The following is a 25,885-nucleotide window of genomic DNA, read 5'->3' on the forward strand; positions in this document are numbered from 1 at the left end:
CGACGCCGCAGAGGGACGACTGATGCCGAAGAAGGACGACGACCGGGCCACCCCGCCGCCGCTGCCCGCCCCGCTGGCGGTGGCGGTCGCCGACTCGCACACCCATCTGGACATGCAGTCCGGCACCCCCGAGGAGGGCCTGGCCAAGGCCGCCTCGGTCGGGGTGGCCACCGTCGTCCAGGTCGGCTGCGACGTGCCGGGCTCGCGCTGGGCCGCCGAGCTGGCGGCCCGGTTCGAGCAGGTGCACGCCGCCGTCGCCCTGCACCCCAACGAGGCGCCGCGGATCTTCCTCGGCGACCCGGACGGCTGGTCCGGACAGCGGCGGGAGCCCGGCGGACAGGCCGCGCTCGACGCGGCGCTGGCCGAGATAGCCGCGCTCGCGGCGCTGCCGCAGGTCGTCGCGGTCGGCGAGACCGGCCTCGACTACTTCCGCACCGGGCCGGAGGGGGTGGAGATCCAGAAGGAGTCGTTCCGCCGCCACATCGCGATGGCCAAGCGGTACGGCAAGGCCCTGGTGATCCACGACCGGGACGCCCACGAGGACGTCATCGCCGTCCTGCTGGAGGAGGGCGCCCCCGAGCGGACCGTCTTCCACTGCTACTCCGGCGACGCCGAGATGGCCAAGGTCTGCGCCGAGCACGGCTGGTACCTCTCCTTCGCCGGTCCGGTCACCTTCAAGGCCAATCAGCCGCTGCGCGACGCCCTCACCGCCACCCCGCTCGACCGGATCCTGGTCGAGACCGACGCCCCCTTCCTCACCCCGCACCCCTACCGCGGGCGCCCCAACGCCCCGTACCTGATCCCGGTCACCGTCCGCTCGATGGCGGACACCCTGGGCCTGCACGAGGACGAGCTGGCCACGGCGATCGCGGAGAACACGGCCCGGGCGTTCGGGTACTGAGCCGGGGCGGCCGGACCGCTCGGGCGTCGGCCGCGCCGGGCGGGCGCCCGTATCCTTGGCGGGTGAGCACCACCGATCCCACCCCTGACAGCCACCCCCAGCCTTCGGCCGGGGGGACCCCCTTGCTCGGCGGCGCGGACATCCGGGCGCTCGCGGACGCGTTCGGCGTGAAGCCGACCAAGCAGCGCGGGCAGAACTTCGTCATCGACGGCAACACCGTGCGGCGGATCGTCCGGGCCGCGGAGGTGACCGGCCAGGACGCGGTGGTCGAGGTCGGGCCCGGGCTCGGGTCGCTGACGCTCGCGCTGCTGGAGGTCGCCCGGCACGTCACCGCCGTGGAGATCGACCCGGTGCTGGCGCGGCACCTGCCGGACACCGTCGCCGCCCGGATGCCCGGGAAGGCCGGGGCGTTCGACCTGGTGTTCAGCGACGCCATGCTGGTCACCGAGCTGCCCGGGCCGGCGCCGACCGCGCTGGTCGCCAACCTGCCCTACAACGTGGCCGTGCCGGTGCTGCTGCACATGCTCGCCACCTTCCCCAGCATCGAGCGCACCCTGGTCATGGTGCAGAGCGAGGTCGCCGACCGGCTCGCCGCCAAGCCCGGCAACAAGGTGTACGGCGTCCCCTCGGTCAAGGCCAACTGGTACGCCGACGTGAAGCGGGCCGGGGCCATCGGCCGCAACGTCTTCTGGCCCGCCCCCAACGTGGACTCCGGGCTGGTCTCGCTGGTCCGCCGCGAGCCGCCGGAGACCACCGCGAGCCGCGACGAGGTGTTCGCGGTCGTCGACGCCGCCTTCGCCCAGCGCCGCAAGACCCTGCGGGCCGCGCTGACCGGCTGGGCCGGCTCCGCCGCCGGGGCCGAGCAGGCGCTCGCCGCCGCCGGGATCGACCACAAGCTGCGCGGTGAGATGCTCACCGTCGAGCAGTTCGCCGCCATCGCCGAGCACAAGCCGGAGTAAGGGTCTTCCAGTGAGCGTCACGGTCCGCGTGCCCGCCAAGGTCAACGTCCAGCTCGGGGTCGGCGGGCTGCGCGCCGACGGCTTCCACGACCTCGCCAACGTCTTCTTCGCGGTCGCCCTCGGCGACGAGGTGACGGCGACGGCGGGCGAGCCCGGCACGGGCGTCACGCTCGACTGCACCGGACCGGACGCCGACGCCGTCCCGCTGGACGGCAGCAACCTCGCCGCCCGCGCCGCCCGGCTGCTCGCCGCCCGCCACGGCCTCGCCGGGCCCGACGTCCACCTGCGCATCGCCAAGGCCATCCCGGTGGCCGGCGGCATGGCCGGCGGCAGCGCCGACGGCGCGGCGGCACTGGTCGCCTGCGACGCCCTGTGGGGGCTCGACACCCCCGCCGAGGTGCTGCTGGAGCTGGCCGCCGAACTCGGCTCGGACGTGCCGTTCGCGCTGGTCGGCGGCGTCGCCCTGGGCCGCGGCCGGGGCGAGATCCTGGAGCCGCTGCCCGTCGCCGGCAGCTACCACTGGGTCTTCGCCGTCGCCGACGGCGGCCTGTCCACCCCCGCCGTGTTCCGCGAGTGCGACCGCCTGCGCGAGGAGGCCGGCACCGGCTCCGGCGACACCGAGGTGCCCACCCCCGACGCCGACCCCGCCCTGCTCGCCGCCCTCGCCGGCGGCGACGCCGTCGCGCTGGCCGCCGCGCTCGCCAACGACCTCCAGCCGGCCGCCCTGTCGCTGCGGCCCGCCCTGGCCGACACGCTGCGGGCCGGCACCTCGGCCGGCGCGCTCGGGGCGCTGGTCTCCGGCTCCGGGCCCACCTGCGCCTTCCTGGCCAAGGACGCCGACGCCGCCGAGGCGGTCGCCGCGGCGCTGCGCGCCTCCGGCACCTGCCGGGCGGCGCACGCCACGTACGGGCCGGTGCCCGGCGCGGCGGTGCTGTCCGGGGCGTAGCGGCTCCGGTGGCCGGGGTGCGGCGGCCCTCCGGGCCGACCGGCCGAGCGCGCCGGGAGCAGGGGCGGGCCCACTAGGCTGGGAGGCTCCGGGCTCCGCCCGAGCCCGGACCGTCGAACCCAGGAGCGCAGCACACGTGGCCGTCAACCTCGCCACCATCGAGTCCGTCACGAAGGTCTACGGCACCCGCGCCCTTCTGGACGGAGTCAGCCTCGGCGTCAGCGAGGGGGACCGGATCGGTGTCGTCGGACGCAACGGCGACGGCAAGACCACCCTGATCCGGATGCTCGCCAAGCTGGAGGATCCCGACGGAGGCCGGATCACCCACGCCGGCGGGGTGGAGATGGCCGTGCTCACCCAGCACGACTCGCTGGACCCGGCCGCCACCATCCGGCACGAGGTCATCGCCGACCGGGCCGACCACGAGTGGCTCGGCGACGCCCGCATCCGCGACATCATCGAGGGCCTCTTCGGCGGCCTCGACCTGCCCGGCTTCCCCGACGGCCTGGACACCGTCATCGGCCCGCTCTCCGGTGGTGAGCGCCGCCGGATCGCCCTCGCCAAGCTGCTGCTCGGCTCGCCCGACCTGATCGTGCTCGACGAGCCCACCAACCACCTCGACGTCGAGGGCATCGCCTGGCTCGCCCGGCACCTCCAGAACCGCCGCTCCGCGCTCGTCTGCGTCACCCACGACCGCTGGTTCCTCGACCAGGTCTGCACCCGGATGTGGGACGTCCAGCACGGCTCGGTGCACGAGTACGAGGGCGGCTACTCCGACTACGTCTTCGCGCGTGCCGAGCGCTCCCGGATCGAGGCCACCGAGGAGCAGAAGCGCCAGAACCTCGCCCGCAAGGAGCTCGCCTGGCTGCGCCGCGGCGCTCCGGCCCGCACCTCCAAGCCGCGCTACCGGATCGAGGCCGCCAACGCGCTCATCGCCGACGTCCCCGAGCCGCGCGACAAGAGCGAGCTGATGAAGTTCGCCAACGCGCGCCTGGGCCGGACCGTCTTCGAGCTCGAAGGCGTCACGGTGAAGGCCGGCCCGAAGCTCCTGCTGGAGAACGTCACCTGGCAGCTCGGCCCCGGCGACCGGATCGGCCTGCTCGGCGTCAACGGCGCCGGCAAGACCTCGCTGCTGCGCGCGCTGCGCGACGCGTACGCCTCGGAGGGCGACGTCCAGCCCGCGTCCGGGGTCGTCAAGGTCGGCAAGACGGTGCGCCTCGCGTACCTCTCGCAGGAGGTGGCCGAGCTCGACCCGGCCACCCGGGTGCTCCAGGCCGTCGAGCAGGTCCGCTCCCGGGTCGACCTCGGCAAGGGCCGGGAGATGAGCGCCGGCCAGCTCTGCGAGCAGTTCGGCTTCGGCAAGGACAAGCAGTGGACGCCGGTCGGCGACCTGTCCGGCGGCGAGCGGCGCCGGCTCCAGCTGCTGCGGCTGCTGATGGACGAGCCCAACGTGCTGTTCCTCGACGAGCCCACCAACGACCTCGACATCGAGACGCTCAACCAGCTGGAGGACCTGCTCGACGGCTGGCCCGGCTCGATGGTCGTCATCAGCCACGACCGCTTCTTCATCGAGCGGACCACGGACGTGACGTACGCGCTGCTCGGCGACCGGCGGATGCGGATGCTGCCGAACGGCGTCGACGAGTACCTGGAGCGGCGCACCGCGATGGCCGCGGCCGCCGCCTCGGCCGCGTCGGCCGCTGCCGCCGTCTCCGGTGCGGCGGCGCCGGCGGCCGACGCCGAGGCCGGGGCGCCCGCGCTGTCCGGCGGGGACCTGCGGGCGGCCAAGAAGGAGATGCAGAAGCTGGAGCGGCAGATCGCCAAGCTGGACGAGAAGGAGTCCAAGCTGCACGCCCAGCTCGCCGAGCACGCCGCCGACTTCTCCAAGGTCGCCGAGCTGGACGGGCAGCTGCGGGCGGTGCGGGAGGAGAAGGAGGAGCTGGAGATGAGCTGGCTGGAGCTGGCCGAGCAGGTCTGACCTGGTCCGTCCGCCGTCCGCCGTCCGCCGTCCGTTCGTCGATCGCCCGTTCGTCGATCGCCCGTTCGTCAGGGGCGGGTTCCGCCGCGGGTGCCGGCGAGGAGGGTGTCCAGCTCGTCCGCCGCACGGCCCAGCGCGCTGCGCGTCGGGTCGTGCGGGCGGGTCGGGCGCGCCGCCGCCCGGGTCGGCGGACGGTGCGCGCGGGCCGCGGCCGCCAGCTCGTCCAGCGCCCGGCCGACCCGCTCCACCTCCGCCTGGTCCGGCACCCGTCCGCCGTAGCGGCGCTGCGCCGCGAACGCGGCCACCGCGCCGCTCAGCCGCTCCAGGGCGGCGGTGGCCGGAAGCCACTCGGCGGCAAGCCGGCCGGCCGGCGGCGGCTCGGCCAGGCCCTGCTCCACCTCCGCGCGGGCGTCGGCCAGGGCGCGGTAGGCGGTGCGGCGCAGCCACACCTCGGCGTGCGGCTCGGGGCTGTCCCGCTGGGCCACCGAGCCGAGGTAGGCCCTGAGCGCCGTCGTCGCCGTCAGCAGGCGCGGCTCGATGCGGTGCCGCGGCCGCTCGGGCCAGAGCAGGTAGCCGAACAGCAGCACGATCGCGCTGGCCAGCACGGTGTCCAGCACCCGCGGCCGGAACTCGGCGGCCCCGTCCTGACCGCCCAGTTGCAGCAGGACCAGTGCCATCGGCGTCATCACGACGGTGTTCAGCCCGTAGTGCGCCGCCGTCGCGTACGGCAGCAGGGCCACGCAGAGCGCGGCGATCGCCACCAGCGCCCACGGGCCGACGGCCGGGGCCAGCACCGCCGCCGTGACCGCCACCCCCAGCACCGTCCCGACCGAGCGGCTCACCGCGCGCAGGAACACCGAGCCGAGGTCCGGCTTCAGCACGAAGGCGATCGTCATCGGCACCCAGTAGTCCTTGCTCAGCGGCAGCGCGGCCGTCACCGCCGCGCCGACCGCGATGCACAGCGCGAGCCGGGCCCCGTACCGGGCCGCGCCGGGCGACACCAGTCGCACCCGCAGCCGCCACGGGTCCGGCGGCGGGACCGGCGCCGTGCCGAGCACCGCCTCCCTGCCCGCCACGGTGTCGGCGGCCGCGCGCAGCGCCGCGTCCAGGGCCCGCCGGGACGGCGTGTCCGGCGCCCAGCCGGGCACCGCCACCTCGCCGCCGCCGCGCTCCACCGCCCGGGCCAGCCGGCCGGGGACGGCGGCGACCTCGGGCGGCACCGGGCGCCAGGCCCAGAGCAGTCCGGTGGCGGCCTCGGTCGCGGCCAGCGCGGCCCGGTACACCGGCTGGCCGGGGTGGGGGTGGCGGGGCGGCGGAAGCATGTCCTGGAGCTGGTTCAGACGGGCGGTCAGCACCTGGCGGGAGGCCGCGCCCCGCGGCGTCCCCAGATCGGCGAGCATCCGGCCGAGCGCGTCGTACGCGGCGGCGAGCGCCCGGGCGACGGGGTCGGCGCGGGGTGTTCGGCGGCCGTACGGCGGCAGGCCGAGCAGCAGGACCAGCGCGGCGCCCGCCGGCATCATCGGTGCCGCCGCCCACCACGGGTGCGGCAGCGGCATGCCGCTGCCGAGCGCGGCGGAGACGAGCAGCAGCAGGCCCGCCGCCGAACCGCGCGGCCCCGTCGCGCTCAACGCCCCGGAGACGAACGCCGTCACGGTGAGCGCCGCGCCCAGGGCGAGCGCGCCGGCCTGGAGGTGCTGGAGGGTGGTGCCCAGCAGCATCCCCAGCGCCGAGGCGGACACGGCGGTGGCGATCCGCCTCGCCCGCAGCCGCACCGGCTCGACCCGGTCGTTCATGGTGGCGTGCATCGCGCCCAGCCCGGCGAACACCCCCAGGTCCACCCGGTGCACCAGCACCCCGGCGGCCAGCGCCACCGCCATCGCGAGCGCGGCCCGCACCATCGGGGCGACGGGCGGCACCGGCCGCGCCGGGCGCGCGGCACGCGCCCACCAGGGGGCGTCCGGGGCGGGGTTGCGGCTCACGGGACCATCCGATCCGCGGCGGGGCCGCCGGGCCCGGGGCGGTACTGGACCGGGCGGGCAGGGGCGGCCGGGGTCGCTGCTGTGCGACGCTGCGCGGCAGATGAGGACGCGTCCGGCGCAAACCGGACCGGGCCATTCTACCGGCCCCTCGCCGGCCTCCGCCGGGGAGCACGTGTCAAGTTCGTACCGATCGCGTACAAGCGGGCCATGGGCCCTGCCCGTCCGACGGAGGCGGTGGCTACGATGAACGAGGCACCGTCCGTCCCGAGGAGTGGACGGTCTGCGGCCGGTACGACCGAGTAGTTGACGTTGCGTTGTGTGCGGCGGCGGTCCGGGACTCTGGAGGCGCCGCTCGTACGGGGGAGAGGTGAACAGCTGTGCCAGGTGAGGTTCCGCCGCGCACGGAGCCCAAGCCGGACGTGCCCGGTGAGGTGAATCCGTATTCGCTCAACGAGACGTGGATCGGGCGCACGATCAGCTACGCGCAGACCAATGTCAGCGCCGCCGGCTTGGTGTCCGCGTTCGGCAAGCAGGACGTCACGGTCGAGCTGGAGACGCTCACGACGTTCGCGAACAAGATCGAGGCGCTGCTCGCGGCCATGGAGGGTTCGGCGGCCGCGCCGTACAAGCTCCAGGAACAGAAGCTGACCGGCGGGAGCTTCGCCAGTGCGGAGTTCGTGGAGGCGACGGCGCTGACGTCCGCCTACGACAAGGTGCACGCCCAGCTCGTCAAGTTGCACAAGGACTTCATGTCCCAGATCGAGGCGATGAAGAACGCGGTCGCGCAGACGGCGGGCAACTACGCGGGCAACGAGGAGCACACCACCGCCGCGCAGAACACGATCGCGAAGAACGCGGACGTCGCGACTCCGGCGGCCGGCCCGAACGGCCCGGCGCCGAAGCCCACCAGCGTCAGCTACTGATGGCGGTCCGGGGAGCGGATCTCGGGGAGACGGGGAGTAAGTAGTGGCAGGCGGAACGAACTTCGAGAGCATTCACCACGCCGGGCTCAAGAACATGGTCAAGGGCAGCGACCCCACCAAGGTGCTCAGCCGGGGAACCCAGCTGCAGGCGGCCGGTCGCGTCCTCAAGGACCTGAGCGTGGCGCTCAAGGCCCATGTCTCCCAGATCGCCTGGGAGGGGCCGGCCGCGGAGAGCTTCAAGACCTGGGCCGGAAACCTCCAGCAGTCGGCCGCACTGCTCGGCGACTACTCCAAGGCCGCCGGCGACGCGATGCACCAGGCGGGCGAGGCGCTCAGCACGGCGAAGGCGGCGGTGCCCGACGTGCCCGAGCAGGACATCAAGACGGTCAACGGGCGCCAGGCGCAGGGCTCGCCCAACCCGATGGCGCTCACCAAGGCGAACCTCACGTTCGACGGCGGGACCACTGCCAACATCGACGCGATCATGAAGCGGAGCTACAACGCCAACTGGGTCTCCGAGGCGGACGCCCAGGCGGCGGCCCACCGGGTGTACCTGGCGCATCAGGAAGCCATCCACCAGATGGAGAAGCTGGGGCAGGCGTACGACGCCGCGACGACGAAGCTGAACTCCCTGGGCGATGTGACGCTGCCGGGGACGCCTGAATCCGGCAGTCGGGACAGCTCGTCGGACTACTCGAAGGACGGCGGTAGCGGGGGCCTCGTCGGTGGTGGCGGCGGTACCCCTCGTAGCTATCGGTCGGGAGGTGGCGGAAGCAGCACCCAGGTCGGCGGCGGGTCCGGCGGTGGTGGTTCTGTGCCCCCGCGCCCGCGGACGTCGGTGCCGGACGGGCCGCAGGCCCCGGGCCACGGTACGCCGATCCCGCCGCGCGGTGGTCCGGGTTCGGTGCCGCTGCCGGGCGATCCGAGCACGCCCGGGGTGGGGACTCCACCGGCCACGTTCCCCGGGGACCGGCCCAGCACCGGGCTGGACGGTCTGCCGTCGGTGCCGACGCTGCCCGGGCAGACCGGTCCGGTGGGGCCGAACGGCGGTGGACCCGTGTCGCCGTTCCCCCAGGGCGGCGGCCCCGGGCAACCCGGTACTCCGGGCGGGGGGCCGGGCCCCTTCCCCGGCGGCGGGCCGATCCCGATGGGCGGCACCGGCCCGTTCACCGGGGGAACCGTGCCGCTGAAAGGTGGCAGCGGTGGCCCCGTTCCCCTGGCCCGGACCGGCCCCTTCGGTGGCGGGAACACGCCGGCGAAGAGCGGTGGCCCGGGCGGCCCGGTCAACGGCGGGAACGTTTTCGGGGCGCGCGAGGCCGCTCAGGGCCGGGCCGGTGGGCCCGGTGGCGGGGGCGGCTTCGGCGGTCCGGGCGGCGCGATGCATCCGGGTGGCGGTGGCCACGGCGGTGGCGCGGTCGGCGGTTCGCGCGGCCGGGGGTACAGCTCGACCGTCGGCGGTGTGGTCGGCGGGGCGAAGGGACCGGTGGCCGGCGGGGAGTTCACCCCGGGCGGCAGCGGACTGCGCAACCGGGCGGCCGCGGCCGGGGCGGCGGCCGCCGAGGGCGCGGCCCGGCCGGGCCAGAACGGCATGATGGGCCCGGGCATGATGGGCGGCGCGGGGGAGCGGCGCGAGCGTGAGCGCCGCCGCCGGGCCGACTACCTGCACGAGGACGAGGAGACCTGGACCAGCGGTACTCCGAAGAGCAACCCGGGCGTGATTGAGTAGTCCGGAACGACTGCCCGGCCACTGGGCCCACCCGGTGGCCGGGCAGTCCTGCACCGGGTGTGGTTCTCGGGTGACGGGGAATTGACGAGGAGTTTGTGATGTATCGGACGATCACGGGAGTTCGTCGGCGGGTGCTGGTTGCGGCGCTCATGGCAGCGGGCTTCGTGGTCGGCCCGATCGCGGTATCGGCGGCTGCGGACGGTCCGATTCGCGAGGACCAGTGGCATCTGGATGCCATGCATGCGTCGGACATGTGGAAGATCACCAAGGGGCAGGGCGTCACGGTCGCGGTGATCGACAGCGGTTTCAAGTTGGACCATCCGGATTTGGCGGGGCAGTTCCTGCCCGGCAAGGACTTCAGCGGAAGTGCGGGTGGGGTGGGCAGCTTCGCGGAGGGGCACGGCACGCAGATGGCCGCTCTCATCGCAGGTACCGGTAAGGGTGATGGGGGCAAGGGGGCGTACGGTCTCGCCCCTGGGGCGAAGATCCTCCCGTTGAAGATCGCCAATGGTTCCGAGAAGCCGATGGTCGCCACGGAGTTCCTCGGCCAGATCGGGCAGGCGATCGACTACGCGGTGGATCAGGGAGCTCGGGTGATCAACGTCTCCCAGGGAATCGCGGCGTTCAGGGCGTCCGACTCCGACGTGGCGAAGCTGAACGCGTCCCTCGGCCGGGCCAGGGCCAAGGGCTCACTCGTGGTGTCCAGCGTGGGAAACTCGGCTCAGTCGGGGAACCAGATCGAGTATCCCGGGGCGCTCCCGAACGTGGTCGGTGTGGGAGCCGCCGACCGGAACGGCACGGTGACGGCGGAGTCGCAGCGCGGGCCGCAGGTCATGCTCGTCGCGCCCGGTATGGACATGATCGAGTCGTGCACCGGTGCGACGGGCTACTGCAAGAGCCACGGCACGTCGGACTCGGCGGCGTTGGTTTCGGCCTCGGCGGCTCTGGTGTGGGCGGTGCACCCGGACTGGAGCGCGAACCAGGTTCTGCGGGTGCTCATCAACACGGCGGGGAAGCCCACGGACGGGTCGGTGCGGACGGATGATGCCGGGTACGGCGCGGTGCGGCCGCGGGTCGCCCTGACGGATCCCGGTGACCCAGGCCCGGCCGACGTGAACCCGGTCCCGGTGGTGGAGGCCTCGCCTGCGGCGAGTTCCTCGGCGCCCTCGGCTTCGCCGTCGGCCTCGCCGTCCGGCCCGGGCGCGAGCCCGAGCGGGACGATCGCGGGGACGCCGGCCCCGGTGCCGGCTCCGGTGGCGGAGGGGGAGCCGTCCGGCTCGGGGAACGGGCTGCTCATCGGGGTGGCCGTGGGTGTGGGGCTGCTGGTGGTGGCCGGGGTGGGTGGGGTGGTGTGGAGGCGTAGGGGGGCGTAGGGAGTGGGGCGGCGCGCGGGTGTCACTCGGGTGGGTGCTGTCGGGGGTGGGGTGGGGTCGCCAGGGTTGGGGGCATGGGTGCGACGGGGCAGATGCGGCGGGCCGCTGCGGCGGCGCTGATCGGTACGGCGATCGAGTTCTACGACTTCTTCATCTACGGGACGGCGGCGGCGCTGGTCTTCGGGGACGTGTTCTTTCCCGAACTGGGCACGGTGGGAGCGCTGTTGGCGGCGTTCTCGGTGTACGCTGTGGCGTTCCTGGCGCGGCCGCTGGGGGCGGTGGTGTTCGGGCACTTCGGGGACCGGCTGGGGCGGAAGACGACGCTGGTGGTGTCGCTGCTGCTGATGGGGCTGTCGACGGCGGCGGTGGGGGTGCTGCCGGGATTCGCGGCGTGGGGGTGGTGGGCGCCGGTGGTGCTGGTGGTGCTGCGGGTGTGCCAGGGGGTGGGGCTGGGCGGGGAGTGGGGCGGTGCGGCGCTGCTGGTGGCGGAGAACGCGCCGGCGGGGCGGCGGGGGCGGTACGGGGCGTATCTGCAGCTGGGGCCGACGACCGGGTTCGTGCTGGCCAACGGGGTGTTCCTGGCGCTGCAACTCGGGCTGGACGAGGGGGCGTTCCGGTCCTGGGGCTGGCGGGTGCCGTTCCTGGCGTCGCTGGCGCTGGTGGCGGTGGGGCTGTTCGTGCGGCTGCGGCTGGAGGAGACGCCGCTGTTCCGGGGCGAGGAGCGGACCGGGGCCGAGCGGGCACCGGTGGTGGAGGTGCTGCGCGGGCACTGGCGGACGGTGCTGGTGGGCTGCGGGGCGATCACGGTGGGGTACGCGCTGTTCTACCTGACCACCACCTACGCCCTGGCGTACGCGACGACCGGGCTGGGCGTGCCGAGCACGGTGGTGCTGTCGATGCTGCTGGCCGGTGCGGCGGGCAAGGCGGTGACGGTGTGGCTGAGCGCGCGGCGCAGCGACGGGTGGGGCCGGCGGCGGACGCTGCAGGGGGCGACGGGGCTGGCGGTGGTGTGGGGGCTGGTGCTGTTCCCGCTGCTGGAGACGGAGCGGCGGGGGCTGATGTTCCTGGCGCTGGCCGGCGCGATGGTGGTGCTGGGGTGCCTGCTGGGGCCGCTGGCGGCGTTCCTGCCGGAGCTGTTCCCGACCCGGGTGCGGTACACGGGGGCGGCGCTGACGTACAACCTGGGCGGGGTGGTGGGCGGGGCGACCACGCCGCTGATCGCGACCAGGCTGACCGAGGCGTACGGGACGGCGGAGCCGGTCGGCTGGTACCTGGCGGTGTGGGGCGTGGTGGCGCTGTTCTGTCTGCGCCTGCTGCCGGAGACCAGCGGAACGGACCTCGCGGGGGCGGGCGCGGGCGCCGCTGTGTCGCGCGGCCGGACCGCCGGGACCGATTTCCCAATCGGCCCCCCGGCCGTGTAAGGTCTTCCTTGTTCGAGCGAACGGGCGGAGCGGAAACGCGAAGCAGGGGAGCGAGAACAGGGAACAGGCCCCTATAGCTCAGTCGGTAGAGCGTCTCCATGGTAAGGAGAAGGTCTGCGGTTCGATTCCGCATGGGGGCTCGGTCAGGACCCCCGCCTTCGGGCGGGGGTCCTTTTCGTTGTGCCCGCACGGTCGGGTGGTGAGACGGTCCGATGAGACGGTCTGGCAGGTCGGGTACGGAATGCGCTGTGATGGTGCGTCATCGGCCGCCTTCCCCAGCCGGGCGGGGCTGCGGGCGGGACGCCGACCTGGAGGGTCTCATGGGTGTTCGCCTCGTCGTGGTCGACGACCACCGGCTGCTGGCCGAGGCGTTGGCCACCGCGCTCCAACTGCGTGGTCACCGGGTGCTCGCGGTGGGGTCGCCGGCCTCGTCGGCGGCCGATCTGGTGGCGGGCCGGCGGCCGGAGGTGTGTCTGCTGGGGGTGGCCGCGCCGGGGGAGCCGGGGGCCTTCGACGGCCTGCGGCGGATCCGCCGGGAGCGGCCCGAGGTGGCCGTCATCGTGCTCGGGCCGGTCGGTGAACTGCGGGGCGTGGCAGGGGCGTTCGCCTCGGGTGCGGCCGGGTACGTACCGAGCGACGAGCGGATCGAGGTGGTCGAGCGGGCGATCGCGCGGGCCCGGGCGGGGGAGGCGGCGGTCGCGGTGGAGGTGCTGCGGGGCGCGTTCGACCAGCTGCTGAGGCCGGCGGCGGAGCCGGACGACGAGGCGCTGCGGCTGCTGCGGCTGCTGACCCGGCGGGAGGTCCAGGTGCTGGCGCGGATCGCCGACGGCGAGGACACCGCGGCGATCGCGGCGGGGATGCGGATCGCGGCGAGCACCGCCCGCACGCACGTCCAGCGGGTGCTGATGAAGCTCGGCGCGCGGACCCGGCTGGAGGCTGCGGCGGTGGCGGCGCGCACCGGCCTGCTGGAGCGGATGGCGCGCGGCTGACGGGTGGGCGGCGGTCGGGCGAAGGGCGGGCGACCGGCGGCGGACCGGCCGGTGGACGCCGCCGGAGCGGGCCGCGGGCGGGCCGGGAACGGGGCGCGGACGGCCCCCGGGGTGGTTCGAAGCACCCCCGGAGGCCAGGGAGAATAGGCCGCAGTCGTACGTACGTCCCCGATGGTCCGCCGAGGGCGGCCCATCGCCCGCTGGAGGTCGCATCATGAGTAAGTACCTGGTCACGGGTGGCGCCGGCTATGTCGGCAGTGTGGTCGCCGCCCACCTGCTGGAGGCGGGGCACCAGGTGACCGTCCTGGACGACCTCTCGACCGGTTTCCGCGAGGGCGTGCCGGCCGGTGCCGAGTTCGTCGAGGGCCGGATCCAGGAGGCCGGCAAGGTGCTGGACGGCTCCTTCGACGGTGTGCTGCACTTCGCCGCCTCCTCGCAGGTCGGCGAGTCCGTCGCGGACCCGGAGAAGTACTGGCGCAACAACGTGGCCGGCTCGCTGGAGCTGATCAGCGCGATGCGCGCGGCGGGCGTGCGCAAGCTGGTGTTCTCCTCGACCGCCGCCACCTACGGCGAGCCGGAGTCGGTGCCGATCGCCGAGACGGCCCGCACCGCGCCGACCAACACCTACGGTGCCACCAAGCTGGCCGTCGACCACCTGATCACCAGCGAGGCCGTCGCCCACGGCCTGGCCGCGGTCTCGCTGCGCTACTTCAACGTGGCCGGCGCGTACGGGGTGTACGGCGAGCGGCACGACCCCGAGTCGCACCTGATTCCGCTGGTGTTCCAGGCGGCGCTGGGCCAGCGCGAGCACATCGCGGTGTACGGCGACGACTACCCGACCCCGGACGGCACCTGCATCCGCGACTACATCCACGTCGCGGACCTGGCCGACGCGCACCTGCTGGCGCTGGCCGCCGCCGAGCCGGGCGAGCACCTGATCTGCAACCTGGGCAACGGCAGCGGCTTCTCGGTCCGCGAGGTGATCGAGTCGGTCAAGCGCGTGACCGGCCGGGAGATCCCGGTGGTGGTCTCCGGCCGCCGCGCCGGCGACCCGGCCGTGCTGGTGGCCTCCGCCGAGCGCGCCCACCAGGCGCTGGGCTGGACCCCGCGCCGTCCGAACCTGGACGACATCGTCGCCGACGCCTGGAAGTTCACGCTGGAGAAGAACGGCCTGTAGGCCCGCCGGTCCGGTACCCGCCGAGCGCCGCCCCGTCCCGACGGGGCGGCGCTCGCTGTTCCTCCGGCCACCCCCGGTGCGGTCAGGAGGCACCAAGTCACGCCAATTTCGCACCTCCTGACGAAACTTCACCAAACCCCCACCGAGCCCGGGCCCACCCCGTACGCTGATTCCGGTACCGGTGGGGGCCGGCACCTCGGCGCCTCCGGGCATCCGGGAGGCGATCGGCGCAGGAGCGCCCGGACGGCGGTGGCGGGACGTGGGGCGCCGTCCCGGACGCGGGCCGGAGCTGAGCAGGGGGGAAGTGACGATGGGGCGGATCCGCGTCCTGGTGGTCGACGACCACCGGATCTTCGCCGAGGCACTGGCCGCGGCGCTCGCCGCCGAGCCCGACGTCGAGGTCGGTGCGGCGGGCAGCGCGGCCGCCGCGGAGCGCGCGCTGGAGCGCGCGGCCACCGAGGGACGGGCGTTCGACGTCGTGCTGGTGGACGCCGACCTCGGCGGGGCCGAGGGCGGATCCGCGATCGCGCGCAAGCCCCGCCAGCCGGGTGCCGACCCGCCCGACGCGCTGCGCCGCCGTCCGTCTCCGACCGTTCCCTCGCCCCGCCGCCCCCCGGCGCTCCCGGCCGCCGGCACCGCGGGTGCCCCCGGCGGCGCGGCCCGCCACCCGGCCGCCGCGCGCCCGGCCGAACCGCACTCCGTGACGGCGACCCCGTCCACCGCCCCGCCGCCCCCGGCGGCGCCCACCGCTCCGGTTCCCGACGGCATCACCCTGCTGGCCCGGATCCGCCGCCACCACCCCGGCCTGCGGGCGATCGTCCTGGCCACCGCCGACGACCCGCAGCGAGCCGCCCGCGCCCTGCACGCCGGCGCCACCGGCTGGGTGGCCAAGGAGAGTTCGCTGGCCCGCCTGCTGGCGGTGATCCGCGGCGTGCTGCGCGACGAGACCCATCTGCCGCCCGCGCTGCTCACCGGCGTGATCCGCGAACTCACCACGGCCCGCCGGGACCGCACCGAGAGCGAGCGCCTGGTCGACACGCTCACCCCGCGGGAGAAGCAGATCCTGCGCTGCATGGTCGCGGGCCTCGGCCGGCAGGCCGTCGCCGAGCGGCTCTACCTCTCCCCGCACACCGTCCGCACGCACATGCAGAACGTCCTCGGCAAGCTCGGGGTGCACTCCACCCTGGCCGCCGTCGCGGTGGCCCGCCGGGCGGGCGTCAGCCCGTCCGAACTCGCGGCTCCCCCCGCACCGCCGTCCGTCGCCACGACCACCTCTCCCGGCGCCGGCTGATCCGCCCGTCCGTCACACCCAGGTACCGGCCCGGGTCCTCTCCCGGCGCCGACTCAGGTCCGTCAGGTCAGGGAACTCCGGAGGACAGATGTCGCCGCACAGCACTCCCGCACGCCCGCACACGGCCCCGCAGGGCGCGAACGAGGGCGCGAAGGACACCGCGAGCGCCCCGGGCGCCGGCGCCCGCCCGGACACACCGTCCGGTCCGTCCGATCCCGCCTCCGGCAGCCCCGCCGCACCGCCGACGGGGCTGCGCACCCTGGTGGTCGGTGCCGGGGCGGCCGGCACCGCGCTGGTGCGGGACCTCGGCCGGACCCCGGAGTTCGGCCTCGCCCCGATCGGCCTGCTCGACGACGACCCGGCCAAGGCCGGTCAGGCGGTGGACGCCGTCCCCGTCCTCGGCACGCTGGCCGACCTGACCGCGCTGGCCGTCCAGCACCGTGCCCAGGTCGTCGCGCTGGCCATCCCCGGGCTCGCCCCGCAGCGCGTCCGCGCGCTGGCCACCGCCGCCGCCGCGGCCGGCGCCGCCGTCCGCTACCTGCCGTCCTTCCTCGCCGCGCTGCGCCGCGAGGTGGTCGGCTCCGACATGCGCAGCCTGGACGTCAACCGGCTGATCGGCCGGCACGAGGTGCACGTGGTCTCCGCCGACGTCCGGGACGTGATCGAGGGCCGGCGGGTGCTGGTGACCGGTGCCGGCGGCTCGATCGGCAGCGAACTCTGCCGCCAGGTGCACGCGTTCGGCCCCAGCGCGCTCTACATGCTCGACCACGACGAGTCCAACCTGCACCGGCTGCAGCTGGAGATCTGGGGCGAGGCGCTGCTCACCGACGAGTCGCTGGTGATCGCCGACATCCGGGACCGGCCGCGGATCCAGCAGATCTTCCGCGACCTCAAGCCCGAGGTGGTCTTCCACGCCGCCGCCCACAAGCACCTGCCGCTGCTGGAGCGCCACCCCAGCGAGGCGGTGAAGTCCAACGTGCTGGGCACCGACCACCTGGTGGAGGCGGCGCTGGCCACTGGCGTCGAGCGGTTCGTGCTGATCTCCACCGACAAGGCGGCCGACCCGACCTCGGTGCTCGGCGCGAGCAAGCGGCTGGCCGAGCTGATCGTCCAGGCGAACGCCCGGGACGCCCGCAACCTGGGCACCGGGGTGTTCTCCGCGGTGCGGTTCGGCAACGTGCTGGGCTCACGCGGCTCGCTGCTCTCGGTGCTGGCCGAGCAGCTGCGCAGCGGCGGCCCGGTGACGGTCACCCACCCCGACGTCACGCGGTTCTTCATGACCATCGAGGAGGCCGTCGGCCTGGTGCTGGAGTCCGGCCGGATGGCGCGCGGCGGCGAGGTGTTCGTGCTGGACATGGGCGAGCCGGTGCGGATCGTCGACCTGGTGCACAACTTCGCCGAGCAGGTGCAGCTGGCCAGGGACGAGGTGGAGATCCGCTACACCGGGCTGCGGGCCGGGGAGAAGCTCAACGAGGCGCTGTTCTCGGAGGGCGAGGAGCGGCTGGCGACCGAGCACGCGCGGATCTACGCCACCGTCGCGGACACCGCGGCCGGGCCGGAGGACCTGGCCGGCGGGCTGACCGGGCTGTACCGGGCGGCGGCGGTGAACAGCGACGACGAGGTGCGCCGCCGGCTGGCCGAGCTGCTGCCGGGCTACCGGACGCCGGAGCCGGCCCCCGCCCCGGTGCCCGCGCTGAGCACGCCGTACCCGGACGGCTTCTGAGCACGCCGTACCCGGACGGCCTCCGGGGCGGCCGGCGCGCTCACGGGATGTTGTCGAAGGGCGCGACCAACTGCCGCAGCAGGCCGGCGAGCTCGCCCTGCTGGGCGGAGGTCAGCTGGGCGAGCAGCTCGCGCTCGTGCGCGAGCAGCCCGGCGAGCGCCTGGTCGGCGCGGTCGCGCCCGTCGTCGGTGAGCCGGACGAGGACGCCGCGCCGGTCGTCCGGGTCGGGCAGCCGTTTGACCAGGCCCTTGCCGGTGAGCCGGTCGATCCGGTTGGTCATGGTGCCGGAGGTGACCAGGGTCTGGGTGAGCAGCTGGCCGGGGGAGAGCTGGTACGGGGAGCCGGCCCGCCGCAGGGCGGTCAGCACGTCGAACTCCCAGGGCTCGAGCCCGTGCTCGGCGAAGGCGGTCCGGCGGGCGCGGTCGAGGTGCCGGGCGAGCCGGCTGACCCGGCTGAGCACTTCGAGCGGTTCCACGTCGAGGTCGGGGCGCTCTCTGCGCCATGCTGCGACCAGCCGATCGACCTCGTCCTCCATGACGATCAGTGTATCGGGGGTTGTGTCGATGTGAAGTCTCTTGACATCGAGAAATCCATTCCCGAAGCTGACATGGATATCTTGATGTCGAGATACTTGTGAGGCCGATCATGACCGCGCCCGTCTGGGACCCCGAGCAGTACCTGCGCTTCGCCGACGAACGGACCCGTCCGCTGCGCGACCTGCTCGCCCGGGTCCCCGCCGTGCCCCGGGAGCCCGCCCCGACCGTCCTCGACATCGGCTGCGGGCCCGGCAACTCCACCGCCGTCCTGCGCGAGCGCTGGCCCGCCGCCCGGATCACCGGGATCGACAGCTCCGCCGAGATGCTCGCCACCGCCCGCACCGAGGGCGAGCCGACCGCCGACTACCTGCTCGCCGACGCCGCCGACTACGACCCGGCGGAGGCGGCCCCGGACGCCGTCGTCTCCAACGCGACCCTGCAGTGGATTCCGGGGCACATCGATCTGCTGCCGCGCTGGGCGCGGGCGCTGAGGCCGGGCGGGGTGATCGCCTTCCAGGTGCCCGGCAACTTCGGCTCGCCCAGCCACACGGTGCTCGCCGAACTGCGCCGGAGCCCCCGCTGGCGGGCCGCGCTCGGCGCGGAGGCCACCCGGTCCGGCGTCCACGAGCCCGGCGCGTACCTGGACGCGCTCGCGGGCGCGGGCTGCACCGCCGACGTCTGGGAGACCACCTACAGCACGCTGCTCACCGGCCCGGACCCGGTGCTGGAGTGGGTCAAGGGCACCGCCCTGCGGCCCGTCCTCACCCGGCTCGGCGACGGGGCCGAGCGGGCGGCCTTCCTCGCCGAGTACGGCGCGCTGCTGCGCGAGGCCTACCCGGCGGGGCCGCACGGCACCGTCTTCCCGTTCCGCCGGATCTTCGCCGTCGGCGTGAAGCGGCCGTAGGTCCTGGCGGGGCTCAGGCCTTGCGCTCGCCGACCAGCTTGGGGTGCCGCTCCATCCCCTCCAGGCCGTGCCAGGCCAGGTTCACCAGGTGGGCGGCCACCTCGGCCTTGTCCGGCTTGCGCACCTCCAGCCACCACTGGCCGGTCAGCGCGACCATGCCCACCAGCATCTGCGAGTACATCGGGGCGAGGCGCGCGTCGAAGCCCCGGGCCTTGAACTCCAGGCCCAGGATGTCCTCCACCTGGGTCGCGATGTCGCTGATCAGCGAGGCGAAGGTGCCCGTCGACTGGGCCACCGGGGAGTCCCGGACCAGGATCCGGAAGCCGTCCGTCGAGGTGTCGATGTAGTCCATCAGCGCGAACGCCGCCTGTTCCAGCAGCTCGCGCGAGTGCCCCCCGGTCAGCGCCCCCGTCACCATGTCGAGCAGCAGCTGCATCTCGCGGTCGACCACCACCGCGTACAGCCCCTCCTTGCCGCCGAAGTGCTCGTACACCACCGGCTTGGACACCCCGGCCCGCTCGGCGATCTCCTCCACCGAGGTGCCGTCGTAGCCGCGCTCGGCGAACACCGTGCGGCCGATCTCCAGCAGCTGCTCCCGGCGCTGCTTGCCGGTCATCCGCACCCGGCCGCCCCGCCGGCGCGGCGTCGGCGCAGCGCCGTCCGGCCCGGCCTCGGCACGCGGACGGGCCTGCGCCGGACCGGGCGCGGCGTCCGTCCGCGTGCTCTGGTGGCCGCCTGTGCTGTCTGCGCTGCTCCCGTTCACCCCTACATCATGCTGCAGGTGCGCCCTCATGCGGCGCGGCGGGCGGCGATCCGCTGCGCGTCCGGCCAGCGGACGTCCCGCACCCAGCCCGCCAGCTCGAACCAGCGGATCAGCCGGGCCGAGGAGTCGATCTGGCCGCGCAGGACGCCGTGCCGGGCCGAGGTGGGGTCGGCGTGGTGCAGGTTGTGCCAGGACTCGCCGCAGGAGAGCACGGCCAGCCACCAGACGTTGCCGGAGCGGTCCCGGGAGCGGAACGGCCGGCGGCCGACCGCGTGGCAGATCGAGTTGATCGACCAGGTGACGTGGTGCAGCAGCGCCACCCGGACCAGCGAGCCCCAGAAGAAGGCGGACAGCGCGCCCTGCCAGGAGAGCGTGACGAGCCCGCCGACCAGCGGCGGCAGCAGCATCGACAGGGCGGTCCAGAGCCAGAACAGCCGGGAGATCCGCCTTATGGCCGGGTCGCGGACGAGGTCCGGCGCGTACGTGAGCTGCGGAGTCTGCTCCTCGTCGAAGAGCCAGCCCATGTGGGCCCACCACAGGCCCTTGAGCAGGGCGGGGACGCTCTCGCCGTAGCGCCAGGGCGAGTGCGGGTCGCCGTCCTTGTCGCTGAACCGGTGGTGCTTGCGGTGGTCGGCCACCCAGCGCACCAGCGGCCCCTCGATCGCCAGCGATCCGGCCACCGCGAGGGCGAGCCGCAGCGGGCGGTTGGCCTTGAAGGCGCCGTGGGTGAAGTAGCGGTGGTAGCCGACGGTGATCCCGTGGCAGCTGAGGAAGTACATGACGGTGGCGATCGCGACGTCGGTCCAGCCGAGCCCCCAGCCCCAGGCCACCGGGACGGCGGCGAGCAGGGCGGCGAAGGGCACGGCGATGAACAGCGCGAGCGCGATCTGCTCGGCGGCGCCCTGCCGCTCCCCGCCGCGGGTGGCGGAGAGCAGCCGCGGCTCGGTCCCGGTGTCCGGGGGAGCGGTGGGGGCGGCCGGGTCGGCGTCGGTCGGGTCGGGGGCGTCGGGTCCGGGGGCGGAGGGGTCGAGGGGGTGCGCGGAGTCGGCGTGCGCCTCGCCGGCCTGGATGGTCATGGGCGTCCCTTTGAGGGGGAGAGGACGGAGGCTACGTTTCCGTAACCTACGGAATCGTAGGTTGCGCTCCGCCGCCGAGGGAATACGCCGCCGGGCGGCGCTTGAGTGAATTCACCCGACTGGATGGATGACATCCGGATCGCGGCGGGGGCCCCGCTGGGCCGGGGCGAGGAGGTAGATGTGACGGCCCATACCCCGTAGTCTTGGCGAGGCGCGTTCCCGGGGACGGGAGCGGACGCGCCGGTCCCGGATCGTCTAAGGGCAGGACAGCTGGTTTTGGTCCAGCTTATGGGGGTTCGAATCCTCCTCCGGGAGCCATCTGCGGGCCGGTCGGCCCGGGCCGGTGCGCGGCGGCCGGGCGACGGTTGCCGGGCCCGCGGGAGCCGACATGCTCCGCGCACTATCCTCGAAGCGGCCAGGGCGCCGACGTGCGGGTCCCGTTGCTGGCCGCTCTGCCCTCCCCGTGTAACCGAATGAGGAGCCTCCCCCCGTGAGTGCCAATTCGCCTGCCGCCGTTGTCGTGCTCGCCGCCGGTGGCGGGACCAGGATGAAGTCGAACAGCCTTCCGAAGGTGCTGCACGAGGTGTGCGGGCGGTCGCTGGTCGGCCACGCGGTGGCGGCGGCCGAGGAGTTGACGCCGGACCAGCTGGTCGTGGTGATCGGCCACATGCGGGAGAAGGTGGCCGAGCACCTGGCGGCGCTTCACCCGGGCGCCCGCGCGGTGGTCCAGGAGGAGCAGAACGGCACCGGACACGCGGTGCGCACCGCGCTGGAGGCGCTGGCGGCCGACGGGATCGACCTGGACGGCACGGTGATCGTCACCACCGGCGACGCGCCGCTGCTGACCGGGGGGACGCTGAGCGCGCTGGCCGGCGCGCACGCCGAGCAGGGCAACGGCGTCACCGTGCTGACCGCGGTGGTCCCGGATCCGTTCGGCTACGGGCGGATCCTGCGCGACGAGGCGGACGGCGCGGTCGCCGCGATCGTCGAGGAGAAGGACGCCTCGGACGTCCAGCGGGCGATCGCCGAGATCAACTCCGGGGTCTTCGCCTTCGACGCCAAGCTGCTGGTCGGCGCGCTCGCCGAGGTCACCACGGACAACGCGCAGGGCGAGGAGTACCTGACCGACACCCTGGAGATCCTGCGCCGGGCCGGACACCGGGTGGGCGCCGTGGTCGCCGCCGACTACCGGGACATCCTCGGCATCAACGACCGGGTGCAGCTCGCGCACGCCCGCCGGCTGCTGAACGACCGGCTGCTGGAGCGGGCGATGCGGGCCGGCGTGACCGTGGTGGACCCGGCGACCACCTGGTTCGACGTCCAGGTCTCCTACGAGCCGGACGCGGTGGTGCTGCCCAACACCCAGCTGCAGGGCGCCACCCACCTGGGCGAGGGCTGCGAGGTGGGCCCGAACTCGACGGTCAAGGACACCCGGATCGGCGCCGGGGCGCGTGTGAGCAACACCACGGCGGACGGCGCCGAGGTCGGCGAGCTCGCCACCGCCGGCCCGTACGCGTACCTGCGGCCGGGCACCCGGCTGGCCCGCAAGGCCAAGGTCGGCACCTACGTCGAGGTGAAGAACTCGGAGCTGGGCGAGGGCGCCAAGGTGCCGCACCTCTCCTACATCGGCGACGCCACGATCGGCGAGGGCAGCAACGTCGGCGCCGCCTCGGTGACCGTGAACTACGACGGCGTCAACAAGCACCGCACCGTGATCGGTGCGCACTGCCGTACCGGATCCGACAACATGTTCATCGCGCCGGTGACCGTCGGTGACGGCGCTTACACCGCGGCCGGTTCGGTGATCACCAGCGACGTGCCGGCCGGTTCGCTCGGGGTCGGCCGCGCCCAGCAGCGGAACATCGCCGGCTGGGTCCAGCGCAAGCGCCCGGGGAGCTCGTCGGCGCAGGCCGCGCAGGCCGCGACGGAGCGCGACGCGTCGGCCGACCCGAACGCCTGAGCGGGCGGGCGGAGGCCCGGTGGTCGGTCCCGGGGCGGACGGTTCGCGCGCGGGCGCGTAACCTTGGGGTCATACGTGCGCCATTGGGCCTACCGCCCGTGTCCAGGCGTACCGACAATTCCCCCCGACCCCTCTCGCCGGCTGGCGGACGCCTGCCCGCGGTGCGGTCGGGATCGGCGTCAGCAACGCGAGGAGACGGTGGCAGTGAGCGGGATCACGACGTCGGGCGAGAAGAAGCTGAAGCTCTTCTCCGGCCGTGCCCACCCCGAGCTGGCGAGGGAGGTGGCCGAGGCACTGGGGACCGAGCTGGTTCCGACCAAGGCCCTCGACTTCGCCAACGGTGAGATCTACGTCCGTTTCCTGGAGTCGGCCCGAGGTGCCGACTGCTTCGTGATGCAGAGCCACACGGCTCCCATCAACCAGTGGATCATGGAGCAGTTGATCATGATCGATGCTCTGAAGCGGGCCTCCGCCCGGAGCATCACCGCGATCCTGCCGTTCTACGGCTACGCGCGCCAGGACAAGAAGCACCTGGGCCGCGAGCCCATCTCCGCCCGGCTGGTCGCCGACCTGCTGCGCCAGGCCGGCGCCGACCGGCTGATGGCCGTGGACCTGCACACCGCGCAGATCCAGGGCTTCTTCGACGGCCCGGTCGACCACCTGTTCGCGCTGCCGCTGCTGGCCGACTACGTGGGCGAGCGGGTCGACCGCGACAAGCTCACCGTGGTCTCCCCGGACGCCGGCCGGGTCAAGGTGGCCGACCAGTGGTGCGACCGGCTGGACGCGCCGCTGGCGATCATCCACAAGCGCCGCGACATGACCCAGGCCAACACCATCCTGTCGGCCGACGTCGTCGGTGACGTCAAGGACCGGGTCTGCGTCCTGGTCGACGACATGATCGACACCGCCGGCACGATCTGCGCCGCCGCCGACGCGCTGTTCGACAACGGCGCCGCCGACGTCCTGGTGGCCGCCACCCACGGCGTGCTCTCCGGCCCGGCCGCGGACCGCCTGAAGAACTCCCGGGTCAGCGAGTTCGTGTTCACCAACACCCTGCCGACCCCGGCCTCGCTCCAGCTGGACAAGATCACCACGCTGTCGATCGCCCCGTCCATCGCCGCCGCGATCCGCGAGGTGTTCGAGGAGGGGTCGGTCACCAGCCTCTTCGAGGGCGTGCACTGACCAAGCCCCGTGCGCGCGGCCCCGGTTCCGTCGGACCGGGGCCGCCGCCGATTTCGCGAGAGGCCACCGCTCCGGTTAGACTCGTGAAACTGCTCGGCGAGGGATGCCGTGTGCCCGTTGCTCGGGTGCCCGCTCCGTGATCGACGCGCTGCCGGCTCCGGGCCCCCGGGCTCCGGCAGAGGTCGTTGCCCGCCGAGTGACCCCCGAACGTTATGAGGGTGTGGTCCCGGCGGTTTTTCGCGTTGCCTGCACCCCCGCGCCAGCTTTCACGAGGAGTGCAGTCGTGTCCGAGATCCGCCTTGCCGCCGAGACCCGTACCGAGTTCGGCAAGGGTGCCGCCCGTCGCGCCCGCCGCGCCGGCTTCGTCCCCGGTGTCGTCTACGGCCACGGCCACGCGCCGGTTCACCTGAACCTGCCCGGCCACGACCTGATGATGGCCCTGAAGACCCCGAACGCCCTGCTGGTCGTGCCGATCGAGGGCAAGGACGAGTACGTGCTGCCGAAGGCCGTCCAGCGCGAGGCCATCAAGCGCACCATCGAGCACGTCGACCTGCTGCTGGTCAAGCGCGGCGAGAAGGTCACCGTCGAGATTCCGGTCCACACCGAGGGCGAGCTGGCCCCGGGCGGCAACCTGCTGGAGCACGTCCTGCAGGCCCTGCCGATCGAGGCCGAGGCCACCCACCTGCCCGAGGCCGTCACCGTCTCGGTCGAGGGCCTGGAGGCCGGCGCCTCGATCCACGCCAAGGACATCGTCCTGCCGAACGGCGTCTCGCTGGCCGTCGAGGCCGACGCCGTCGTGCTGCAGGTCATCGCCGCCCAGGCCGCCCCGGCCGAGGAGGAGGCCGCCGAGGCCGAGGCCGGCGCCGAGGCCTGAGCCTCTCGCACAGTCTGAGACCGCTGCCCCGGTCGCTCCCGCTGGAGCGGCCGGGGCAGCGGCGTGTCCGGGATGATGGCGGTGAACATGACCACGAGGAGCGGTGGGATGAACGACGAATCGTACGAGGGGCCCTGGCTGGTGGTGGGCCTGGGCAACCCCGGGGAGCAGTACGCCCGGAACCGGCACAACATCGGGTTCATGGTGGTGGACCTCCTGGCCCGGCGGATGGGCGCGAAGTTCAAGGCGCACAAGAGCCGGGCCCAGGTCGCCGAGGGCCGGCTGGCGGGCCGGCGCGTGGTGCTGGCCAAGCCGATGTCGTTCATGAACCTCTCCGGCGGACCGGTCACCGCGCTGCGCGACTTCTACAAGGTGCCGGTCCCCGCGCTGGTGGCCGTCCACGACGAGCTGGACATCGACTACGCGGCGCTGCGGCTGAAGCTGGGCGGCGGGGACAACGGGCACAACGGGCTGAAGTCCGTCACCAAGTCGCTCGGCCCGGACTACCACCGGGTGCGGTGCGGGATCGGCCGCCCGCCGGGCCGGATGGAGGTCGCGGACTTCGTGCTGAAGGACTTCTCCGCCACCGAGCGCAAGGACCTGGAGTGGTTCGTGGACCGCTCGGCGGACGCGGTGGAGGCGCTGCTCTCCGAGGGCCTGGAGCGGGCCCAGTCCTCGTACAACACCTGAGGCGCCGTCATGGATCCGCCCTCGAAAAGAAGGGCGGTCGTCCGGCCGGGCAACAGTCGTACAACTCTTGGGTGGCCAAACCTGAATACCTGTGAGAAGTCTGTGCGGATCGGATAGCGTCGGGGGCAGTACGCGAACGGGTTGGGGAGTTCTCGATGCGGAGTTTGCGGCCGGTCCGGCGTCTTCGGCGGATCCGGGTGGTTCGGCTGGGGCGGCTCGGACGGCGGGTGGGCACGGCGGGTGCGCTGGGCACCGCGGGCGCGCTCGGCGCTGCCGGGATGCTGCTGGGCACGGCCGGCCCGGTGCACGCGGACTCGATGGCGGAGCCCGATCCGGGTGTGGTGTCCCCGGAGCCCGTCTCGGCGCAGCTCGGCCCGGTGCTCGGCAGCTCGGTCGGCGGTGACGCGGGCCTGCTGGCCGTCGGCGGCGGGCTGGTCGTGGCGGCCGGCGGCGCGGCCCTGTGGGTCAAGCGCCACCGCGCGGGCGACGCGGGGGAGTGAACGAGGACGTGAGC

22 protein-coding genes and 2 tRNA genes are annotated in these 25,885 nt (G+C 74.0%); 20 read left to right on the top strand and 4 right to left on the bottom strand.

The window, feature by feature from the left end:
* Window positions 1-22: 22 nt before the first annotated feature.
* From ABT238_RS21285 to ABT238_RS21300, 4 genes are all read left to right on the top strand, one after another.
* A complete protein-coding gene (locus ABT238_RS21285; protein WP_350557959.1) occupies window positions 23-901 on the top strand; it encodes a TatD family hydrolase in 879 nt (292 codons plus the stop codon).
* Window positions 902-963: 62 nt separating this feature from the next.
* Window positions 964-1,860 carry a 16S rRNA (adenine(1518)-N(6)/adenine(1519)-N(6))-dimethyltransferase RsmA gene (gene rsmA, locus ABT238_RS21290; RefSeq protein ID WP_350557956.1) on the top strand — a complete coding sequence of 299 codons (897 nt, stop codon included), beginning with the start codon at window positions 964-966 and terminating at the stop codon, window positions 1,858-1,860.
* Between the two features lie 10 nt (window positions 1,861-1,870).
* Complete coding sequence (locus ABT238_RS21295; protein WP_350557953.1) at window positions 1,871-2,806, top strand: 4-(cytidine 5'-diphospho)-2-C-methyl-D-erythritol kinase; 936 nt, start codon at window positions 1,871-1,873, stop codon at window positions 2,804-2,806.
* Between the two features lie 136 nt (window positions 2,807-2,942).
* Entirely contained in the window at window positions 2,943-4,784 is a 1,842-nt protein-coding gene (locus tag ABT238_RS21300; protein ID WP_350557950.1) for an ABC-F family ATP-binding cassette domain-containing protein, read from the top strand.
* A gap of 68 nt (window positions 4,785-4,852) precedes the next feature.
* On the opposite strand, the gene ABT238_RS21305 is transcribed toward ABT238_RS21300, so the two are convergent.
* Window positions 4,853-6,763 (bottom strand): FUSC family protein, encoded by a 1,911-nt coding sequence (locus ABT238_RS21305; protein WP_350775084.1) that lies wholly within the window; start codon window positions 6,761-6,763, stop codon window positions 4,853-4,855.
* 431 nt (window positions 6,764-7,194) lie between these two features.
* On the opposite strand from ABT238_RS21305, the gene ABT238_RS21310 reads away from it, so the two are divergent.
* The 9 genes from ABT238_RS21310 to ABT238_RS21350 all read left to right on the top strand — a co-directional run bounded on the left by ABT238_RS21310 (window position 7,195) and on the right by ABT238_RS21350 (window position 17,386).
* Complete coding sequence (locus ABT238_RS21310; RefSeq protein ID WP_350775089.1) at window positions 7,195-7,686, top strand: DUF2563 family protein; 492 nt, start codon at window positions 7,195-7,197, stop codon at window positions 7,684-7,686.
* A gap of 43 nt (window positions 7,687-7,729) precedes the next feature.
* Window positions 7,730-9,412: a WXG100 family type VII secretion target gene (locus ABT238_RS21315; RefSeq protein ID WP_350775097.1), complete on the top strand. Its 1,683-nt coding sequence runs from the start codon at window positions 7,730-7,732 to the stop codon at window positions 9,410-9,412.
* Window positions 9,413-9,510: 98 nt separating this feature from the next.
* Window positions 9,511-10,785: a S8 family serine peptidase gene (locus tag ABT238_RS21320; protein ID WP_350775107.1), complete on the top strand. Its 1,275-nt coding sequence runs from the start codon at window positions 9,511-9,513 to the stop codon at window positions 10,783-10,785.
* A gap of 74 nt (window positions 10,786-10,859) precedes the next feature.
* Complete coding sequence (locus ABT238_RS21325) at window positions 10,860-12,206, top strand: MFS transporter (protein ID WP_350775118.1); 1,347 nt, start codon at window positions 10,860-10,862, stop codon at window positions 12,204-12,206.
* Between the two features lie 67 nt (window positions 12,207-12,273).
* Window positions 12,274-12,346 (top strand) — tRNA-Thr (locus tag ABT238_RS21330).
* Window positions 12,347-12,526: 180 nt separating this feature from the next.
* The gene (locus ABT238_RS21335; protein ID WP_350557932.1) at window positions 12,527-13,195 is read left to right on the top strand and encodes a LuxR C-terminal-related transcriptional regulator; all 669 of its coding nucleotides are present in this window, start codon (window positions 12,527-12,529) and stop codon (window positions 13,193-13,195) included.
* Window positions 13,196-13,406: 211 nt separating this feature from the next.
* A complete protein-coding gene (gene galE / locus ABT238_RS21340) occupies window positions 13,407-14,372 on the top strand; it encodes a UDP-glucose 4-epimerase GalE (protein WP_350559159.1) in 966 nt (321 codons plus the stop codon).
* Between the two features lie 310 nt (window positions 14,373-14,682).
* Window positions 14,683-15,663, top strand: coding sequence for a response regulator (locus ABT238_RS21345; RefSeq protein WP_350557929.1), 981 nt, complete (start codon window positions 14,683-14,685; stop codon window positions 15,661-15,663).
* Window positions 15,664-15,751: 88 nt separating this feature from the next.
* Window positions 15,752-17,386, top strand: a complete 1,635-nt coding sequence (locus tag ABT238_RS21350; protein ID WP_350557926.1) for a polysaccharide biosynthesis protein — start codon at window positions 15,752-15,754, stop codon at window positions 17,384-17,386.
* 40 nt (window positions 17,387-17,426) lie between these two features.
* On the opposite strand, the gene ABT238_RS21355 is transcribed toward ABT238_RS21350, so the two are convergent.
* Entirely contained in the window at window positions 17,427-17,921 is a 495-nt protein-coding gene (locus ABT238_RS21355; RefSeq protein ID WP_320435994.1) for a MarR family winged helix-turn-helix transcriptional regulator, read from the bottom strand.
* Window positions 17,922-18,031: 110 nt separating this feature from the next.
* Here ABT238_RS21355 and ABT238_RS21360 point away from each other — a divergent pair, with 110 nt between their 5' ends.
* Window positions 18,032-18,826: a methyltransferase domain-containing protein gene (locus ABT238_RS21360; RefSeq protein WP_350775152.1), complete on the top strand. Its 795-nt coding sequence runs from the start codon at window positions 18,032-18,034 to the stop codon at window positions 18,824-18,826.
* 13 nt (window positions 18,827-18,839) lie between these two features.
* Here the strand turns inward: ABT238_RS21360 and ABT238_RS21365 are convergent, their stop codons facing one another.
* Entirely contained in the window at window positions 18,840-19,442 is a 603-nt protein-coding gene (locus tag ABT238_RS21365; protein ID WP_350559156.1) for a TetR family transcriptional regulator, read from the bottom strand.
* Window positions 19,443-19,615: 173 nt separating this feature from the next.
* Entirely contained in the window at window positions 19,616-20,665 is a 1,050-nt protein-coding gene (locus tag ABT238_RS21370; protein ID WP_350557920.1) for an acyl-CoA desaturase, read from the bottom strand.
* 244 nt (window positions 20,666-20,909) lie between these two features.
* Here ABT238_RS21370 and ABT238_RS21375 point away from each other — a divergent pair.
* The 6 genes from ABT238_RS21375 (at window position 20,910) to ABT238_RS21400 (ending at window position 25,871) form a co-directional block, all read left to right on the top strand.
* Window positions 20,910-20,983 (top strand) — tRNA-Gln (locus ABT238_RS21375).
* A gap of 172 nt (window positions 20,984-21,155) precedes the next feature.
* On the top strand, window positions 21,156-22,625 hold the full coding sequence (gene glmU / locus ABT238_RS21380) for a bifunctional UDP-N-acetylglucosamine diphosphorylase/glucosamine-1-phosphate N-acetyltransferase GlmU (RefSeq protein WP_350557917.1): 1,470 nt from the start codon (window positions 21,156-21,158) through the stop codon (window positions 22,623-22,625).
* A gap of 204 nt (window positions 22,626-22,829) precedes the next feature.
* The gene (locus ABT238_RS21385; RefSeq protein ID WP_350557914.1) at window positions 22,830-23,807 is read left to right on the top strand and encodes a ribose-phosphate diphosphokinase; all 978 of its coding nucleotides are present in this window, start codon (window positions 22,830-22,832) and stop codon (window positions 23,805-23,807) included.
* Window positions 23,808-24,090: 283 nt separating this feature from the next.
* Window positions 24,091-24,681, top strand: coding sequence for a 50S ribosomal protein L25/general stress protein Ctc (locus tag ABT238_RS21390; RefSeq protein WP_350557911.1), 591 nt, complete (start codon window positions 24,091-24,093; stop codon window positions 24,679-24,681).
* A 108-nt stretch (window positions 24,682-24,789) separates the two neighbouring features.
* Complete coding sequence (pth, locus tag ABT238_RS21395) at window positions 24,790-25,371, top strand: aminoacyl-tRNA hydrolase (RefSeq protein ID WP_350775204.1); 582 nt, start codon at window positions 24,790-24,792, stop codon at window positions 25,369-25,371.
* Between the two features lie 227 nt (window positions 25,372-25,598).
* On the top strand, window positions 25,599-25,871 hold the full coding sequence (locus tag ABT238_RS21400; protein ID WP_350557904.1) for a hypothetical protein: 273 nt from the start codon (window positions 25,599-25,601) through the stop codon (window positions 25,869-25,871).
* Window positions 25,872-25,885 lie beyond the last annotated feature (14 nt).

The organism is Kitasatospora sp. NPDC001527, assembly GCF_040298605.1.
In the GTDB taxonomy this organism is placed as follows: domain Bacteria; phylum Actinomycetota; class Actinomycetes; order Streptomycetales; family Streptomycetaceae; genus Kitasatospora.